The sequence below is a fragment of the Clostridium oryzae genome (genome assembly GCF_002029235.1).
GTDB lineage: Bacteria > Bacillota > Clostridia > Clostridiales > Clostridiaceae > Clostridium_AE > Clostridium_AE oryzae.
Genome location: NZ_MZGV01000022.1, coordinates 56113 through 75803 on the forward strand (window position 1 = coordinate 56113; position 19691 = coordinate 75803).

Annotated in this window: 17 protein-coding genes; 2 read left to right on the forward strand and 15 right to left on the reverse strand. The window is 32.7% G+C overall.

Going from position 1 to position 19691, the window contains the following annotated elements; genetic code table 11:
• Positions 1-5: 5 nt before the first annotated feature.
• The 14 genes from cysC to CLORY_RS11565 all read right to left on the reverse strand — a co-directional run bounded on the left by cysC (position 6) and on the right by CLORY_RS11565 (position 16844).
• Entirely contained in the window at positions 6-1832 is a 1827-nt protein-coding gene (gene cysC / locus CLORY_RS11500; protein ID WP_079424481.1) for an adenylyl-sulfate kinase, read from the reverse strand.
• Positions 1833-2735, reverse strand: coding sequence for a sulfate adenylyltransferase subunit CysD (cysD, locus tag CLORY_RS11505; protein WP_079424484.1), 903 nt, complete (start codon positions 2733-2735; stop codon positions 1833-1835).
• Between the two features lie 179 nt (positions 2736-2914).
• Complete coding sequence (locus CLORY_RS11510) at positions 2915-4390, reverse strand: chromate transporter (RefSeq protein ID WP_079424487.1); 1476 nt, start codon at positions 4388-4390, stop codon at positions 2915-2917.
• Positions 4391-4624: 234 nt separating this feature from the next.
• A complete protein-coding gene (locus tag CLORY_RS11515; protein WP_079424490.1) occupies positions 4625-6097 on the reverse strand; it encodes a sensor histidine kinase in 1473 nt (490 codons plus the stop codon).
• A complete protein-coding gene (locus CLORY_RS11520; RefSeq protein WP_079424492.1) occupies positions 6098-6778 on the reverse strand; it encodes a response regulator transcription factor in 681 nt (226 codons plus the stop codon).
• Positions 6779-6919: 141 nt separating this feature from the next.
• On the reverse strand, positions 6920-9622 hold the full coding sequence (locus CLORY_RS11525) for an FtsX-like permease family protein (RefSeq protein ID WP_169911602.1): 2703 nt from the start codon (positions 9620-9622) through the stop codon (positions 6920-6922).
• Positions 9615-10322 carry an ABC transporter ATP-binding protein gene (locus CLORY_RS11530; protein ID WP_079424497.1) on the reverse strand — a complete coding sequence of 236 codons (708 nt, stop codon included), beginning with the start codon at positions 10320-10322 and terminating at the stop codon, positions 9615-9617. The genes CLORY_RS11525 and CLORY_RS11530 overlap by 8 nt, the downstream gene beginning before the upstream one ends.
• 72 nt (positions 10323-10394) lie before the next feature.
• The gene (locus tag CLORY_RS11535) at positions 10395-11324 is read right to left on the reverse strand and encodes a sensor histidine kinase (protein WP_242954400.1); all 930 of its coding nucleotides are present in this window, start codon (positions 11322-11324) and stop codon (positions 10395-10397) included.
• Positions 11303-11980, reverse strand: a complete 678-nt coding sequence (locus CLORY_RS11540) for a response regulator transcription factor (RefSeq protein WP_079424500.1) — start codon at positions 11978-11980, stop codon at positions 11303-11305. Before CLORY_RS11540 ends, CLORY_RS11535 begins: the two co-directional genes overlap by 22 nt.
• Positions 11981-12419: 439 nt before the next feature.
• Complete coding sequence (locus CLORY_RS11545) at positions 12420-13139, reverse strand: CPBP family intramembrane glutamic endopeptidase (RefSeq protein ID WP_079424502.1); 720 nt, start codon at positions 13137-13139, stop codon at positions 12420-12422.
• Positions 13140-13424: 285 nt separating this feature from the next.
• Positions 13425-14663, reverse strand: a complete 1239-nt coding sequence (locus CLORY_RS11550; protein ID WP_079424504.1) for a hypothetical protein — start codon at positions 14661-14663, stop codon at positions 13425-13427.
• On the reverse strand, positions 14647-15531 hold the full coding sequence (locus CLORY_RS11555; RefSeq protein WP_079424506.1) for an ABC transporter ATP-binding protein: 885 nt from the start codon (positions 15529-15531) through the stop codon (positions 14647-14649). Before CLORY_RS11555 ends, CLORY_RS11550 begins: the two co-directional genes overlap by 17 nt.
• Before the next feature lie 18 nt (positions 15532-15549).
• Positions 15550-16320, reverse strand: a complete 771-nt coding sequence (locus CLORY_RS11560) for a hypothetical protein (RefSeq protein ID WP_079424509.1) — start codon at positions 16318-16320, stop codon at positions 15550-15552.
• A complete protein-coding gene (locus CLORY_RS11565; RefSeq protein ID WP_079424512.1) occupies positions 16317-16844 on the reverse strand; it encodes an RNA polymerase sigma factor in 528 nt (175 codons plus the stop codon). Before CLORY_RS11565 ends, CLORY_RS11560 begins: the two co-directional genes overlap by 4 nt.
• Positions 16845-17307: 463 nt before the next feature.
• Between CLORY_RS11565 and CLORY_RS24330 the strand changes: the two genes are divergently transcribed.
• Both CLORY_RS24330 and CLORY_RS24335 read left to right on the forward strand, forming a co-directional pair.
• Entirely contained in the window at positions 17308-17913 is a 606-nt protein-coding gene (locus tag CLORY_RS24330) for a transposase (RefSeq protein ID WP_242954401.1), read from the forward strand.
• Positions 17844-18695 (forward strand): IS4 family transposase, encoded by an 852-nt coding sequence (locus CLORY_RS24335; protein WP_479723562.1) that lies wholly within the window; start codon positions 17844-17846, stop codon positions 18693-18695. Before CLORY_RS24330 ends, CLORY_RS24335 begins: the two co-directional genes overlap by 70 nt.
• Here CLORY_RS24335 and CLORY_RS11575 read toward each other — a convergent pair.
• The gene (locus CLORY_RS11575) at positions 18658-19557 is read right to left on the reverse strand and encodes a replication initiator protein A (RefSeq protein ID WP_079424514.1); all 900 of its coding nucleotides are present in this window, start codon (positions 19555-19557) and stop codon (positions 18658-18660) included. The genes CLORY_RS24335 and CLORY_RS11575 overlap by 38 nt on opposite strands.
• Positions 19558-19691: the final 134 nt, after the last annotated feature.

Consider the following 19691-nt stretch of genomic DNA (forward strand, 5'->3'; position numbering starts at 1 on the left):
TTAAATTATAAATATCTCCTTAGTTCATTCATTACAAAATCACTAGCTTCTTCAATTGATAATTCACTTGTATCTATTGTAATATTGGGATTTACCGGAACTTCATAAGCACTTGAAATACCAGTAAAATTAGGTATTTCACCATTTCTTGCCTTTTTATATAATCCCTTCACATCTCTTCTTTCACATTCTTCAACAGAAGTACTAACATATACTTCAATAAAGTCATCACTACCGATTATTTCCTTTGCATTTACCCTGTCTCTCTCATATGGTGAAACAAACGATGCTATAACAATCAAGCCCGCATCATTCATAAGCTTTGCAACTTCTGCAATTCTGCGAATATTTTCAATTCTATCGGCTTCTTTAAAGCCAAGATTTTTATTAAGTCCCAACCGAACATTATCACCGTCAAGTGTCATAGTATGCTTACCAACAGCAAAAAGTCGTTTTTCAATTTCATTTGCTATTGTAGATTTACCTGCACCTGAAAGTCCTGTAAGCCAAATCGTTTTTGCCTTCTGCCCCTTTTGGTTCGATCTCTGCTTCCTAGTAACATCCATCGTATACCATGTAAGATTATCTGATCTGCTTAATCTATGCAATACCACCCCACAGGCAGAGGTCATGTGAGATAAACGGTCAACTAAAATAAATGAACCTAATGCAAGATTATTACTAAACTCATCAAATACAATTTTTTCTGAAACAGAGATATCACAAACAGCTATTTCATTCTTATAGATTGAATCAACCGAAACTTCATTTCCTGTATTAACATCAATCTTATATTTGATATTCATTACTACTGCCGGAACTTTTTTTGTGCCTATCTTTAATAAATAATTTTTTCCTGTAGCAAGGTTTGTATCATCCATCCATAGCAGTTTCACAGTAAATAGATTTCCAACTAGTGGCTTACAACCGCTTGCAAGCACACAGCCTCTAGAAACGTCTACTTCTCTGTCTAATTGAATAGTAACTGCTCTTCCCTTGTCAGCAGCTTGGACATTAGCACCACAGTTGATAATTTCTTGTACATTTGCTCTTTCATTTGATGGAAGTGCAATAACTTCATCTCCAATTTTAATCTTCCCAGATTCAATTTGGCCCTGAAAACCTCTAAATGTATGATTAGGACGGCAGACCCTCTGAACAGGCATTGTAAAACCTTTTTCACCATCTACAGAGTCTATGTCAACATTCTCTAAATATGATAGTAATGTTTCTTCTTTATACCAGCCCATATGCATTGAAGGCTTAGTTATATTATCTCCTTCAGTTGCTGAAACAGGAATTATTTTCACTGATTCATAATCAAATTCTGCTAAAAGCATTTTTATTTCTCTTTTAATTTTTTCAAACCTACTGCTGTCATAGTCAATAAGGTCCATTTTATTGACTGCAAAAACAAAATGCTTAATTCCCATGAGTGAACATATTCTAGCATGTCGTCTTGTCTGAATCAGAACACCTTTAGTAGCATCAATAAGAATAACTGCTAACTCAGCAAAAGATGCACCTACTGCCATATTCCTAGTATATTCTTCATGGCCTGGAGTATCTGCTACAATAAAGGATCTATGATCTGTTGTAAAATATCTGTAGGCAACATCGATAGTAATTCCCTGTTCTCTTTCTGCCATAAGTCCGTCTAGAAGTAATGAATAATCAATAGCCCCTCCCCTAGAACCAACTTTACTATCTAATTCCAAGGCTCTTTTCTGATCTGTGAATAAAAGTTTTGCATCATAAAGCATGTGACCGATAAGCGTTGATTTACCATCATCAACACTTCCACAAGTAATAAATTTCAGAAGTCCCTTCATTTAAAAGTACCCCTCCCTCTTTCTTTTTTCCATGCTTGCCGATCCGCCATCTTTATCAATTACTCGGCTAGTTCTTTCTGACGTGACTGCACTAAGTGTCTCTTCAATAATCTCATCAAGAGTGGACGCATTGCTTTCTATTCCTCCTGTTAATGGATAGCAGCCAAGTGTTCTGAAACGAACTTTCTTCATCTGTATCTCTTCACCCTCACGCAGCTTCATTCTGTCATCATCAACCATAATTATATTTCCATCACGATATACAACAGGCCTTTTTGCGGCAAAATACAATGGAACGATTTCAATATTTTCTCTTTTTATATACTGCCAAATATCCTTTTCCGTCCAATTGGAAATAGGAAAAACTCGAATACTCTCTTTTTGATTAATTTCTGTATTGTATAATTTCCACATCTCTGGTCTCTGATTCTTTGGATCCCATGCATGGTTTTCATCTCTAAATGAAAAAATACGTTCTTTTGCACGTGATTTTTCTTCATCACGTCTACCGCCTCCAAATGCAGCAGTAAATCCATACTTATTCAATGCCTGCTTTAACGCCTGAGTTTTCATGATATCAGTATAAGCAGCACCATGATCAAATGGATTAATGCCCTGCGCTACTCCCTCTTGATTGATATATTCTATCATCTCAATTTCATATTTTTCAGCTACTTTATCTCTGAATTCAATCATCTGCCTAAATTTCCATGTAGTATTCACATGTAAAAATGGGAAAGGTGGTTTTTCCGGATAAAAAGCCTTTAGTGCAAGATGAAGCATTACTGATGAATCTTTACCAATCGAATACAGCATTACTGGTTTTTCACACTCGGCGGCTACCTCTCGCATAATATATATCGCTTCTGCTTCAAGTTCATCTAAATGTGTCATTTCACTCATTGCTTTCACTCCTGTTTTCATTTTTTTATCCCAAGTAACATATATTTTTCATAATTAATATAATTAACATAATAATTTGATAGAAATGTGTGAAATATTGTGAAAAATACGGATTTTGACACTCAATTTATTGCAAGCTTAAATCAATGAAATTACCACACAAGTATCGCTTCAAAACATCACATTATTATATTTCCAAATATAGCAGCAGCTGCTCCCACTATTAATAATCTTATTCCCATACTAACTTTCTTTACCTTAGAAAGATATTCATTGACAACATATAAGCCAACCAACTCCAACAGTATCCACTTTTGATCACCGTTGTATGAAAAACCAACCTTCATACACTGATAAACAAATGCTAGTATAACATTCACCAATAAACCTGATATTATAGTCCTTATCCATCCTTTTAGAATTTTAAGTGCTTCTATACTCTCAAATTTCCGAAATATAAAATTCCCTAATGAAAATATCCCGCAAGATGCCGTTACACTACAGGTAAAACCAGCAAATGCTACTGCATATCCTACAATAATATCTCCTGATAATCCATAGCCTATATAGTATCCAACCCCTGATAGAATCTTGCACAAAATCGAACCTGGCAGAGCATTTGCAATAAGAACTAAATGTCCATAAAATTCTTTACGTGGAATCATACCATTTGAAACAAACATTCCATCTGCAATAGCAAGATACGCATCTCCTCCGCCAAAGGACATTAAGACAGATAAAAATCCTCTCCCAATATATTCAAATGCACCTGAGAAAACCATTATTGCAAGAAGCAGAATTATTGTTTGAAATGACATCAACGTTCCTGTTTCACAAAGCAATGGTTTTATAGGTATCTTTTTAGATTTTCTTGTTCTATCAATGCTTTTTATAATGCCGACACACGAAAGTACAATCATTATTATTTGAACAAATCTATATATGTAAATACTATCAATAATATTAGCAGCACCTACGCATAATAAGTATGTAATACTAACAAGTATTGATGCCGTGACGTTCATCATATTAAACTTGCAGCTTGTATAAAAAATCACGAAAAATGATATTATTAGAATATTTATTGTAGAGACCGAAAAAATAGGTGTTTGACTGATTCCAAGAATACTATAAACGTTCTTTTCACATGACAAGAAAAATACTAGTATAATAATCATGATTGCACTTCCACTTTTGTAGGATTCCTTCCGTTCTACAACAGCTCCTTTTATATATTGAATTAACCCAGATAATATAAATGCTATAATACCTATAGATGTAAACTCAATTTGTCTTATAATAGACTCATCTAGTTTGAATAATAGTGATGTCATCAAAACAGTTGTGACAAATCCGGGCATTGCCATGAGTAACGCTGCAAGAAGCATTCCTTTAGCCCCCATGACTCTTCTTCCAATTGCTGCTGAAATTTTAACTGTTAATGCACCAGGAGTTATACTAGAAACTATAACATCCTCATCATATTCTTCTTTACTTACTAATTTGCTATCACCTACTACCTCCTGTTCAATTACGGGAATCAGAGCATTTCCTCCTCCAAATCCTATAAATCCAATCTTTAGTAAAGATAATAACCAACCATATTTTTTCCTGCTATTACTTCTTGTATGATCTATTAAGGAATCACTAATCATTCATACATTCCTTTCTTATGCATTACTTTGTAACCATTCAGAGGTTACAATATTGATTAACACCAACGTAATTTACTCTGAGTCGATATATTATAATGTATAGCGTAACAAAGAAATTTGATAGAAATATGTAAAGTACTTTAGATTGTAATCCTTCAAAAAACAAAAAAAGCAGCCTGCCAGCTGCTTGAAGATAATATTTATTCTATAAAATAGTTTCATATTATCAGTAATTTACAAATTCAATTTTTTTAATCTTATATTGAATTCAACACCCTTTTCCTTATTTTCTACATTACATATTCCATGGTGCTGATCAATAATACTTTTTACGATATAAAGTCCGAGACCGACATTCTTCTGGTTTGCATTAAATTTTTTACATTTACTTTGCTGATAATAATTTAACCATATTTTATCCATATCCTTATCCTCAATTTTACTTCCTTCATTATACACAGAAAGAATAATTTCACTATCTTTAGTATATAATTTTACTTTTATCTCACTGCCATTCTTTGTATGCTCATAAGCGTTTAGTAGATAATTGTTTATTGCTTTTTCAAGGTATCTACCATTGCCCATTACAAAGCAATCTTTCTCAATATCAGTACCACAGTGAATTTGTTTCTGCAGAAATACTGCTTCATACTTCAATAACAGTTTCTTTGTGATTTCCGTTATATTGATTTCTTCCATTTCCATATGGTTCAAACTATTTTCAACAAACGAAACCTCAAGCATCTCACTAACCATTCTACTCATTTTATCAGTTTCTTCCAATATGGAGTTAAAATAGTATTCTTTATCAACCTTGTCATCCATTTCCATTATGATTTCAACTTGACTTGAAATAATTGCTAAAGGTGTCTTTAATTCATGAGACATATTACTCACAAAGTTTCTTCGCATTTCCGTCATTTCAGTCATATTGCAATTTTCCTCTAAAAGAATATAATTATAATTTTCCAGATCATTTATATACCTCTGCATCTGTTCTGACATTCTATTAATGCTTTTTGAAAGACTTCCGATTTCACCAAAATATTTATCTTCTTGAATTTGCTCAGAAAAATCCATTTGAGAAATTTTGTTTGCTACAATATCAATTTTTTTGATTGGTTTTGTAATTTTATCTGTCAGAAAAAATATCAAAACTCCACCAACCAGAATCAGAACAATTAATATCAATATTAAAAACTTCTCTGAATACTCCAGTTCATTCTTTAGCTGACTAGTATATTCATATATATATATATAATAATCTCGTCCACCCTGTTTTATAATGCCATACAAATCAATATTATGGTTATTATTATAATTTGCTTCTGGCTCACGAGAAAATTTTCCCATATGCAAATTATGTTCCATTACTCTATAGTTTCCATTCCTAATTTTCTCATTTGAATGACCCTGGATTGTTGAATAAATAACATCTATAACACCATAATAGTCGTTTGTGGCTACAACAAATCGGAACCCATCATCCTCATATTTACTAATCATTCGTGTATTATTTTTCTCTAATTTTTTAAGATTTATTTTGTACAGTTCACTAAAGGCCTTATTCATCTTTCTACGATCGCAATTGATATAATAATCTTTTCCAAATAGAATAAAAAGCAAAGCAGCACCACCAACGACAGCAATAAAAAATACGCTCTCAATTACAATGAATTTTGTTCTTATAGAATTCCATCTCATCATCTACACCTCAAACCGATATCCTACACCATAAATTGATTTGATATATGGGTATCTATCTGTGAGTTTTGCCCTCAACTGTTTCACAATAGTGTCTACCGTCCTTACTTCTCCATCATAATCATATCCCCACACAGCATCCAATATCTGCTCCCTGGTTAAAACCATATTTGCATTATCAACAAAGTAAGACAGCAGTTCATATTCCTTAGGCGTTGTCTGAATAATTTGATTATCTAACATAACCTGCTGAGATTCTGCGACAATTTTTAAAGCACCTCCAAATTTTACAGATACAACGCTACTGCTCGTCCTTTTTAATATTGCATTTATATGCGCCTTCAGAAGACTGAGCTTGAAGGGTTTTGTAATATAATCATCCGATCCTTTATCAAAGGCACACAACTGATCCTCTTCTCCACTTTTGGCAGTCAACATAATAACTGGCACCTCTGAATTAATTCTGAGCTCATCTAGCACTTCATAACCATTCAATTCTGGCATCATTACATCAAGTATAACCAAATCTACGATAGTATTATTATCATAGAAGGCTTCTAATGCCTGTCTACCATTTTGAGCAGAAAGCACTTCATACCCGCTTAACTTCAGATATTCAATTACTGTCGTTCTCAATTTGCTCTCATCTTCAGCTAATAATATTACATTCTTTCCATTATCCATCTTTTCGTCTTCTCATCCTCATTACATATATTTTAAATTATAAATAATAGTATTATACCTTAAAAATATGATGGAATTATGACAAATCTCATCTTCTGTGACAAAATTCATAATAATATCATTGCATAGGTAACTTTTATATTACACTATTTCTTCAATTATGCTTTCATTTAAAATAGACTTACCTGATAGCAGCACCGTCACAATGCAAATTGCTATATTTGCCATGCACATCGCTAACACAACCAATACTGGCATTGCTCTATTCACTTGAAGATAACGATATACATGTACCATTATATTATATAGCACTTTTTGCTCTATAAAATATAGTGCCACCATTACAATACTTGCATAAACTCCATAACGAAGACCTTCTTTTAGTAGCATCTTCATAAATCCAGAATCGGTTATTCCCATGGCACGAATAATTCCAAATTCTCGTCTTCTCGACGCAATTATATACTGAATACTGTTCATAATATGTAAAATACTAATCATCATAATTACTGCTGCAATACCATAAAAGAAAAATATTTTCTGCTGAAGGAACTCGTTTTCCTGATTGATTAACTTTGTATAATCTTTTACCGTACAGTTTTTTATATCTTCTGCAATATGTCCCAGTTCTCCTGAAATTTGTTGCACATTGGCATTCTTACTCAGCTGAATACTAATATTGTTGTAATCCTTAATCCCAAAATTCTCCTGCATCTGTTTATTTGTCATAATAATATCCACATTATTAGTACCATCATCACCTATAAAATAATTATTCTTTGCTAAAGGCCGACTGACAATGGCGGCCACTATAAAATCTTTTTCTATATAATTATCATATGAAGACTTAAACTTCAACACCTCTTGTGGCAGCTTGCCATACTTCGGTACTTTCACTGTAATCTTATCACCTGGTTTAATATCTATTCCATTATAATTGCCCTGACCATCCATTAAGGTTTTTAAAATCACTCCATTATTTTTTGCTAATGCCGCAGAATTGATGGTTCCATCCAAAGTATAATCTTTTAGTGTCTGAAGCATATTGTTATCGTATCCATAAACATTTACTTTTAAGCGATTGCTGCCATCTTTCTCTTCAGTTATCTGACCGTTATATTTTTCTGTAATCTCTGGCTCCTGTTTAAAATTCTTTAGATGAGCAGTTTCTGGGAAATATGATTTCCATTTTAAAATTCCTTTTGCAAGAGGAATCTCCCCTAAGGTATAGGTAACCGGATTTGCATTAGAAACACCTGAAATATTCTGAATTGCTTCTGCACTCTTCTGGTTGATACCATCCCCTAGCTCATCAGAATTTTCGTAAACCTGAATATCCGAATTAAGTCCATCATCTGCTTTAAAAGTAAGCTCGTTATGACGTTTCGTATTATCCGTTACGTATGTTGTCCCAATGAAAATACATCCTCCTATTGATAATGCAATCACTAATGTTACAAAATTTCGCAGCCTGCCAAGCATAAATTTATTTGTCAGTACACTGGTCATGTTCGTATTATGAATGCTATATATCTTACGTCTTCTGCTTTTTATATTCCCATTCTGGTGAATCATTTGTTGCAAAGTTAAATGGTTCATTTTATGAACCAGGCAAAAACTTATAATTACAATCATCACTGCCATAAATATTGCAGAGCCAATCATTACTTCTTTTGAAACAAAAAATTGTCCTGCCTGTACCTTAACCTGCGCTACAACAGAATCTGTACTATCAACATGTTGTGCTATCAGTGCGGAAGAATGCTCCACTCCAATTGTCTGATCTACAAATATTTTTCCAATACTAGAATATATTATCCTAGCAATCCCCAAACCAAGTATACTTCCTACAATATAACCAGCGATAAATATCATGCTCAGCTCTGATAGTAATACTTGAAAAATATGTTTATTCTCCAAACCTAATACCTGCATTACACTATACTGCGATAATCGTTTCATAATGGATACCTGAAAGATGCTATAGACAATAAATGCTCCAAAAATACCAAGTGCTATTAGAATACTATTTTGTGATAAATGATAAAATTCATTTAGTTGTGCCCATATGTAAGTAAACCTTCCTTCACGCAATAGAAGTCCTGCTTTAATAATATCAATTACAGATACCCTTGAATGCCCCCCTACAAAACTTGTCACTTCATCATTTCTTGCGGTACCTTTTTTATAATCAAAATTAAATCTCCTCGAAAATGCTAAAAACTGATCAAAGACACCTGTCCTTTCATCAAACTTCAAATATAATAATCGTAAATGATGTGTATCTTTTTCAAAATCCATATCCTTACTTACAAATATTTTATAGTCTGCGACATTCGGATTCCACTCATTATTCACAATTCCGCATAGAGTATAAGAATCACCGTCTATAACAACTTTTTCACCTATCGTATCACCAAGGTCAAGATTCGTAATAGTATGTGCATCTAATGCGACTTCTCCGTTCTTCTCTGGATAATGGCCTTTTATCAGCTTTCGATTCATCATTTTCATATAGTTATCATCACCATAGCAAAAAGTTAATAATTTAGGAGTATCCACCGTTTTTTTTACAACCAATACACCATATTTATCCACTTTATAGCCTTTTCCGTTCATATGCTTTATAAAATCAGAAAAACGACTTTCCGAATCACGAATTCTGAAATGCCAGTCCCCATATATCTGCTTGGTTCGTTGTAGATTTGCTCTTGTGCCACTTTGCATCATACAACCAATTCCCACTATCAAAGCAATGGACATAACTATTCCAAAAAATAATGCAATTGTCTGTTTTTTATAATATGTAATGTAGAAAAATGCAAGCTTCCATATTTTATGCATGAAGCTCACCATCCTCTGCTTTTTTCAAATATTTTTCCATTAATATACCATCTTCAATTCGAAGAATTCGATCACAAGTCTGGGCAATTGCCTCATTATGCGTAACCATTAGTACCGTCTGATGATATTTAATAGCACTATTTTTGAGCAATGCCATTACTTCTATCGTAGTGGCTGAATCCAGATTACCAGTGGGTTCATCTGCTAAAACAATGGCTGGTTTGTTAGCTAATGCCCTAGCTATTGCTACTCTTTGCTGCTGTCCGCCAGATAATTCAGATGGATATTTTGTTCGTTTTTCCCATACTCCTAAGTCCTTTAATAAATTTTCAATATACTTATGATCCACTTTCTTACCCTTATCAAAGGTTGCTGGTAATGCCACATTATCATATGCATTTAATACTGGCATCAAACTATAGTTTTGGAAAACGAAGCCGATATTTCGCCTTCGAAATACTGCCAATTCCTTTCGTTTAAGGTTTGCAATATCATGGTCTCGTACAATAATCTCACCAGCAGTTGGAGTATCCAGTCCACCAATCAGATTCAATAATGTACTTTTACCAGAACCAGAAGTTCCTACGATTGCAATAAATTCTCCCTGTTCTACCGAGAAATTAATATTCTTCAGTGCATGTACTGAATTTTCTTTCATTCCATATATCTTGTTTACCTGTTTTACTTCTAATACCTTCATACGTTCTCTCCTTATTAGTTTCTTGGTATCAGCATATCAGGCAATTCTTGCAAAACTCCTACAAATCAGAATTTATTTCTTACAATTTTGTAAGAACACAGAAAAATTACTGCCTACTCCATGCTCAGATGTAATATTTAGATATCCCTTTTCCTTTTCCAATATCATTTTGGACAAGTACAATCCAATGCCAGAACCTTCTACATTTGCAACATCCGAGCTTCTATAAAAGCGCTTACATACCTCAGTTAATTCTTCGGTTTTTATTCCAATGCCATTATCAATAAACGAGATACTAGTATACATTTCATAAGGATTTACTTTAATTCGTATCTTACCGCCAGTTTTTGTATATTTGATTGCATTTTCCAGCAAATTAGCAAACACTTCTGTAGTCCACTTACGGTTATGATACAAGACACAATCAGAATATGCTTCCACTTCAATTTCTATATTTTTCTTGTCTGCCTTCCCATACACTATATTCACAGCATCTAAAACCGTATCCTTAATCGGTAAGTTGTCTGCCTCAAAAGATATTACATTCTGCTCTAGTTTCACCATTTTAAATAACGACTGCAATATCCACTCAATCTTCTCTGATTGAACCTGCATCTTATTAAGGAATTTATAGTAATTCTCTGATTGGAAATCTTCTTTTGCTAATATTTCTTCATACATCATCACATTAGCAAGAGGCGTTTTAAGCTGATGAGACATATTAGAGATCAAACCCTTAACCTGTTCCTTTTCCTCCATAGCATTTGCAATCTCTAAATTCATTTTTTCTTGGACACGTTTTCCCTTATTAGCTAATGCTGATATCCTACCCTCTTTTATATCCGATTGAACAATAGGCTTACCATCCAGGATATCATCCAGCATCTGATATACTTCCTGATACATTTTCTTATCATTCCAATATAGATAAATACAACAAACAATTGCAATCACTAAAAAAGCTACGAATATTATCACAATCATAACATTTTCTCTTTCCATATATATCCTATCCCATGCACCGTTTTAATAAATGCAGGTACTGCAGGGTCATCTTCAATTTTGGTACGCAGTCTACGGACATTCACAGAAACTGTATTCTCATCCACATATTTTCCCTCCTGATCCCAGATATGATCTAATATCTGTTCCTTCGATAACACTTGATTTTTGTTTTCAAGAAAGTAGATAAGCATACGATATTCCAATTTCGTACAATCCAACTCTTCTCCTTTTTTATATACCTTACAAATCCTTTTATCAATACATATTCCATTAGATTCTATACGTTCAGGCTCTTTTTGTCTCGCTAAGAGCTTTTTTATTCTTACTTTTAAAACAGCAATAGAAAAAGGTTTAGACATATAGTCATCCACCCCTAGTTGTAGTGCATTCACCTCATCCATCTCCGTATCCCGAGCGGTCAACATAATTATAGGTACATCACTAAACTGCCGAATCAAAGTACACAATTCAAAGCCACTTCCGTCTGGAAGATTGCAATCTAATATAAGAATGTCAAATGAATGCATTTTAACGGCCTCAAGGCCCTCTTTTTCGGTTCCCGCAGCCTCTACCTTATACCCATCCATTTCAAGCGTATATTTCAGACCTTCCTGTAAATCCAAATCATCTTCTATTATCAATATTTCTTCCATTTCTATTACCTCTTATTGCTATACTTCGTTTCCTGTATTAATAAATACCTCAAATAACCTATATATTATTATACCAAATACAGTCATTACTTTACATTGACTTAACCGGCATATCTTATTAAACTTCCTTCATAAACTTTCAGAACTTTAACTAAAAAATAAAATGTTGTGGCACTACGGAGATTGATCCGTTCATTAAGCACTTGTAACACAAATTTTATGTAAAATTCCTAGAGACTAAAAAAATCCTGCAAACGCTCAGTTTCCAGGATTTAAAATACAATATTCTGATTGAAATATTATCTCTTGTCTAACTTATAATGCTGTAAAGACAAGGTTTTATAGGATTTTATTCTCTACTGATATCTTGTCTTAAATTTATTAATATTCATAATTTAGTAATTTCAAATGAATTTATACTCAATTGCTTGTCCCTTCATCAAATAGTATCACGTAGCAAATGTAATATAATACATGGTGTCAATGATTTTGTTTTGAAATATAATTTCCCCAAAATAAAACCAGTTAAAATTTGACCTCCCGTAGCAAGACATGCCATCCAGATTGATAACTGACTCGTATAATTAGTATAATGTACAACTCCAAAAATAAATGCTTGTATTATATTAATTATACTTTCATTTTTTATGTATGCCTTTAAAGTTGAAATCAGCAATCCTCTATATACAAGCTCCTCATATATTGCAGGATGTGGAATTTGAAGTATTATATCTATTAAATATGAATGAATACTGTCATATCTATATATATTATAAGCAAGATGGTTTCCACCAAATAGTACAATCTGCGGTATTACCCATAGTCCACATAGTATTAAAACATATATAAATTGCTTATATGTTATTTTCCAAGAAAACTTATTTAGCCTAATCTTAAATATAAAACAAACTACTATTAACAACACTAGATAAGAATAATTCAGATATAAAAAACCATATTTGATTTCACCTAGTATTCTGATAAGTGGGGAGGCACCTGCTATATCAACCATTAATTCTCCTACCAGATAAGGTATTAAAGCATTTTTCATTATTGGCACAATTTTATTAGTATCTTTCTTTACAAATATACTAATAAATAAAATCGATAAAACGCTCAAATATATTACATAACTATATATCAAAACTGATCTGCACATTGGTGATAACTCATTAATGCTTGCTCTAAAAACATAATACAAGTAGCCTATAGAAACCAATAAAATGAAAATAGATTCTATGATAATATTTTTTATATTTCTTTTAATCTTTTTTCCCTCCCCTAACTAAGCTCAATTACATAATGTGCCATTTTAGTAATATTTCTATAATATTCAATCTCGTAAAGTTCGTCAATATCCATACATTTTGATTTATTCCGGTTTATGATTAAATTCTACGACTTTAGTTTCTCCAGAGCTCCGTTCTTATATTTATTGTTTATATTACAAAACCTCATGCTTTTTAAAGCCATAATAAGTAAACGGAACTAAAACAATCGCTATCACTATAAATTCAACTGGCAAGAACTGAAATGGTGTAAATATTTTTCCAAAGATTTCATATAGCTGATACTTCATCAGTATCATATTTCCACCTAATGTTTGGTATGGAAATACCATCATTATTTTCTGCACTAAATTACTGTTTGAAGCTTGCCCCAAAAGAGCTGGTCCCATAATAATTAGAAATGAAACAATGATTGAAGAAAAAGATGTTTTAAGTCGTGCAGACAACAGCAGTGTAAAACTTCCTAATGCTAGACAACCTATGTAGCCTAGCACTGCCATTCTCCAAAACGCCTCTATGTTAGTTATATGATAAAAACTCTTCCAATAATCATTTGTCTGAATTGGAGCCGATGCACCATCCACACCAAAAACAAAAAATATTACTCCACTAAAGCCCAAGAAAAAAATCCAATAAATAATACTTGTAACAGTAAATGCACTTAATAATTTCATCAATATAGCTTTTCGCTTTCCATTCTTTGTAGACAAAAAAATTGAATCTGCTCCACATTGATATTCCTGCGCGAACACAGGTGCTAACAAAACACATATGAAAATAGCTAAAGCATATAAAACTGAACTACAAGAATCCAATAAAATCTTCCATCCTGTAGCATAAGAATATCGAAGTGGAGTTTTTAACGTTTCCGCTAAGTTTATAAAAAATTTCTTTTCTTTCTTACTATACATATCCTTTATATCTGAACGTCCAAGCCACTTTTTTAGTGTATCTATTCTGTTCGTATAGAATCTCTCCGCAGCTTTAGGTTTGAGAGAGTCAACGGTACGATCATCATAACTCTGAAAACCTCCGAAAGAGTAATTTATTAAAGTTCTTATATCATCAAACCCTTGAGTTTTAGCATATCCTTGATTTGACAGCCCATCCTTTGTTTTATATTTTGGATTATTTACTATTTGGCGGTTTTTCTCTATTACCTTTGCTATAGCTTCCTGTGTAAGCAATCCACTCCACCTGCTCATTATCTCCTTCTTTTTTTCTATTGCCTTAATGCCATATATACTTTTTCCAGAAGCATCTACCCATGAATTATCATAGCCATTATTTATGTTAGAAACCAAGGTTAAAGTAATCCCTATAAGTAACACCCCTACAGCTATTATCGTGCTTTTCCTCCTTAATATCTTTTTAAGCTCATATAGATACATCATCTTTTTCAGCCTCCCCAAAATAGTACATAAATAGGTCCTCCAATGTAGGCTTCTCATATACTGCATTTTCTGTAGGTTTCTCTTCTGAGATTATTCTAAGCTCTACCTGATTTCCTTCCGATTTCAAATTGCTAATTATATATTTTTCCTGAAGCTTTTCTGCTTCCTGTGAATCTATCTCGCATCTCCAAACATACCCATCAACCTTATTTATAAGCTCCTCTGCAGTACCCTCAGCAGAAATGTTTCCAGTCTTCATAATAAATATCCTATTAGCTATAGACTGCAAATCTGAGACAATATGTGTTGATAATAATATGATTCTATCCTCTGCTAAACTGCTTATCAGATTTCTAAACCTAATTCTTTCCTTTGGATCAAGTCCTGCAGTAGGCTCATCCAAAATTAATATTTGAGGATTGTTTAAAACTGCCTGTGCAATTCCAAGTCTTCTCTTCATTCCACCTGAAAATTTCTTTATCTTTTTCTTTCGAACGTCCCAAAGGGATACCTTTTTTAATAATTCCTCCGCTCTCTTTTTAGCATAGACTCGCTTTATCCCCTTTAACGAAGCAATATACAAAAGGTAATCCTCAGCGCTAAATTCCGGATAATATCCAAAATCCTGTGGAAGGTACCCAAGTATTTCTCTATAGCTTTCTCCTAACTTTAAAATACTTTCACCATCAAAACTAATTGTACCTGATGATGGCGTTAATAGCGTACACATCATCCTCATCAGCGTAGTTTTTCCTGCTCCATTAGCTCCAAGTAGTCCATATACTCCCTTTTCCATACTAAAATTTATCGAATCAACTGCTTTTATGTCATTAAATTGCTTGCTTAAATCTTTTATCTCAAGCTTCATCTTCTTCACCCACCTTATCTAATTCTCAAAATCACTAACTTCAAAATACATTTTTGTATCACTTATTGCTTTTGTCATAACTCTAAATAAATAAACAAAAGACAACATTATCAACACATACCAAAGCTTCTCCTGCACCATTTCATATATTTTAATATTCTTTGCCAAACCGTAACATATACCCGTCCATATTGTACAAAGACTAACTGCGAAACTTGAAGAATTCAAACGTCTCTTACTCCCTAATGCTATAAAACATATACAGCAAGTAGTATTGAAAGGAACAAGGAAATATATAATCAACATATATAAAGGCGTACTAGTGATATAGGCAATAGTACATAGTAAAATAGATGCCAGCAGCAAATCATACATCCCTATTATAAGAATTCTAGCTACATAAACTTTTTTTAACGTAAAATAGGTTGTATTCTCAATTTCTAAAGCTCTAAACTGTATATTTTTCCAAACTTCTGGTATAGCTGAAATTACAAAAAGCGGCACAAATACAGCAAAATATACACTGACGTCTCCACTTATTTCGCTAGAATTAAAGATATTGACCCAAGATATGAAGATAACTATTACTAGTGCTTGAAGAATCCAAAAACTCTTTTTAATTATAAAAAATTGAGATATCAAAAACTCCCACTCACTTGCCTTTTTCTTCTGAGCATTTTCCTCAAATATTGATTTTGATTTTAAAACAGTCTCTTCTAATTTCTTCTGAGAGTATCTTGGCACCTCCAGTTTATCTATAGAAAAATTTTTTTCATGGCTCTTCCTCATAAACAGAAATCCTCCCTTCGTAACATCTTTTTCAAATTCACTGTTCCCTGCTTTAACCTATACTTCACAAGCGACAGGCTTATATCAAGTATTTCAGCAACTTCTCTAAGCTTGAGGCTTTGATAATAATGTAACAGTATAACTTCTCTCTGATCCTCTGCTAACATATCTAAGGCCTGCTCTATACTGATATGCGTGTCCACTTCTTCAAAGCTTTCCTCTAAACAGATTTCCTGTTTCACCATATCCAGTGCCTCTGGAACCTTTCGCTTAAAGCAGTTCTTACATAAGTTTCCTGCAATAACATACAAGTAATTTTTGACCTTGCCCTTATGTACATATTGTTCAAAAGCTTCAAAAAACCTGATAAAAGTTTCCTGTGCCACATCTTCTGCCATAACTTTATTTATCAGCTTTCTATAACAATAACTATAAATATCTTCATAATATTTTCTTACAAATTTATCAACCGCAGCTGAATCACCATTCTTCATTTTACGTATCAATATAGCATCGACCTCCAAGCCTCTCCCCCCTTCCATTAATCTCTTGAAAGTACCTTCTAATTAATATAACAATTCAGAAGCTTAAAAAGTTAGTGTATTTTTAAAAATATTTTATTATGGAAAACTCATATCCTGAAAACAATGGAATCGTACAATACTTTGCGATATAGAATCAACCGTTAGGAAGCTATATGATGTAATTAAAAATTGCTCCAGATGATACTTTATCTTTTAAAGCAATAACTGTCTTAAAAGATTATAACTGAATTTGGGATTCACACAAAAAGGATGCTCTCAACACCGATTCGCATTGAAAACATCCTATATTTTTGTTAGTTATGTGTTTATTACTTATATACTCAACTTTCGCACATAAGAATTAAGGCGGAAGCCTTCAGAATAAACACATAAAGCAAAGAAACATTCCTTTTGGTATAATAGAATTGCTAAAAACATCACACCAAGGAAAGGAATGTTTCTTATGAATACTATTATATCAAATGATACTACTGATAAACAATTTAATTTTACTATAAATAGATTTTTTAAAGACAACAAAATTGGATATATACTTAAACAATGTAATTTCTCAAAAGAAAAAGGTTTTTCTTGTATTAAAATATTTCAATATATTTTTATGCTAGTTTTTACTGGCAAAAACTTTTTTCGCACTCTTGAAAGTAAAAAAGATACTGAATTTTCAAAGGATGTAGTATATAGATTTCTTAATTCACCAAATTTCAATTGGAGAAAATTCTTATTTTTACTTTCTTCATCAATTATCAAAAATGTTATAGTTCCTCTTACTTCAAAAGATAGAGTGAATCTATTGGTAGTAGATGATTCCATATTCAGCAGAAGTAGAAGTAAATCTGTTGAACTTCTTGCAAGAGTCCGTGACCACGTTGAACACAAATATGTTAAAGGCTTCCGCCTTCTTACTCTTGGTTGGTCAGATGGTAATACTTTTTACCTCTTGCTTTCACTTTACTTTCTTCTGAAAAGGAGAAGAACAGAATTTGTTCTGAAAACAAGAACATTGATAAAAGAACTAATGGTTCCAAACTCCGTAAGGAGGCTGTTTTAAAAGCGCCTGAAGTTATGATTAGTTTACTTAAACAAGCTTCAAAATATGCTATTCCAGCATCTTACGTTCTTTTTGACAGTTGGTTTACGTATCCAAAAATTCTTATAGAAATTTTAGAACTCAAACTTAATACTATTGCCATGGTGAAAGCAATGCCAAGGGTTTACTACAATTACAATGGGAAGCTGTTAAACCTTAAAAATCTTTACGCTGCTTTAAAGAAAAAGCGCGGTAAAGCTAAAATTCTTTCTTCTGTTGTTGTAGGTATTGGTTCTGACAAAAATGGTAATGAAGTAAAAGCAAAAATTGTATTTGTAAGAGACAGAAACAGAAGTAGAAAATGGCTTGCTTTAATTTCTACCAATATATCCTTAGATGACAATGAGATAATAAGAATTTACGGAAAGCGTTGGGATATAGAGGTTTTCTTTAAAATGAACAAGTCTTTTCTAAAACTCGCTAAAGAGTTTCAAGGGCGTTCTTATGATTCCATGGTTTCTCATACTTCTATAGTCTTTACTAGGTACATTATGCTTACTTTAGAAAGTCGTAAGAATAATGATGTTAGAACTATCGGTGGATTTTTTTATCAATGCTGTGATGAACTTCAAGATATCCAATTTTGTGAAGTAATAAGTCTTATTATAGATATTTTAAAAAATGTATTAACTGAAAGACTTCTTCTTTCAAAGGACATTATTGACTCAATAATAGATAGTTTTATTGCGGCTTTACCTTGTTATATCAAGGAAAAGTTAGTCTTTTTGTCCTGCGAAAGTTGAGTACTTTACTATTAGCTCCTTTCTTTACTTTCAGTTCTCTATTTGTCTTAGCCTTCTTGTTCAGCACTGACCATTCAGCAAGATACCCGTCAACCTCCTCTGATGTCCTAAGTCCTTTACCTATCCAGTCTTTAAGTGTAGTCCGTATATATGCTAGATTCCTGTTATTATGCATTGCAGCAATTAGTATAGCTTTAATTAATAACTCATACCCTGCTGCTTTCTGAAGCTCTATAAGCACTGTTCTTTCCAGAGCACTCATCTTTTCAGAAATGCAATCAGAGTAATTTTTAATAACAGCCTCATGTAGTATCCCACCATTTGGGGGTTCTTTTTTATTAATAATATTAGTCTTAATAATATTAGTCTTATTAGGGTCCATTTTTTGGACCTCTTGAAGTCCATTTTCTGGACGTCCAAAAAATGGACTTCCATGTATTTCTGCGGTTTCCGAAGCTTTGGAAATATTTGTATCAATATTTAGTATCTCTTCATCACTTATCTGATTTTCTGAAAACTCTGTCTGAAGCAGATAAATTTCATTTGCCATATTTAACCCTACCTGTCTTTCCTCGATAAGCTCCACTGCCTTTAGTTCTTTAAAAACATTGCTGATTGTTGTCTTAGATTTTACTCTCACAAGCCTTGATATGATATCCCGTTTAAATTTTATATATATTTCTCCATCATCGTTTATCCATCCGTTTTTAGCCGATAATTCAAGTCTGTCAAAGAGAAGACTGTAAGCCAGTATGGCTGTGGTACTAAGCTTAGAATACTTTTCCAGGTTAAATATAAGCTCTTTAGGAACTTTTAAAAACTTATAAGAGCTTAGTATTTCCACTGTTATTCGCTTTTTCATCAGTTAACACCTCGTATAATATGTTTATAGCCAAGTAAAACTGGTTATAAACTTATCTTTTTTGTAGTATAGAGGTAGGAGACATCTTTGAGGAATTCTCCCTCATCCTATTTTCATCTATACAATTAATATTT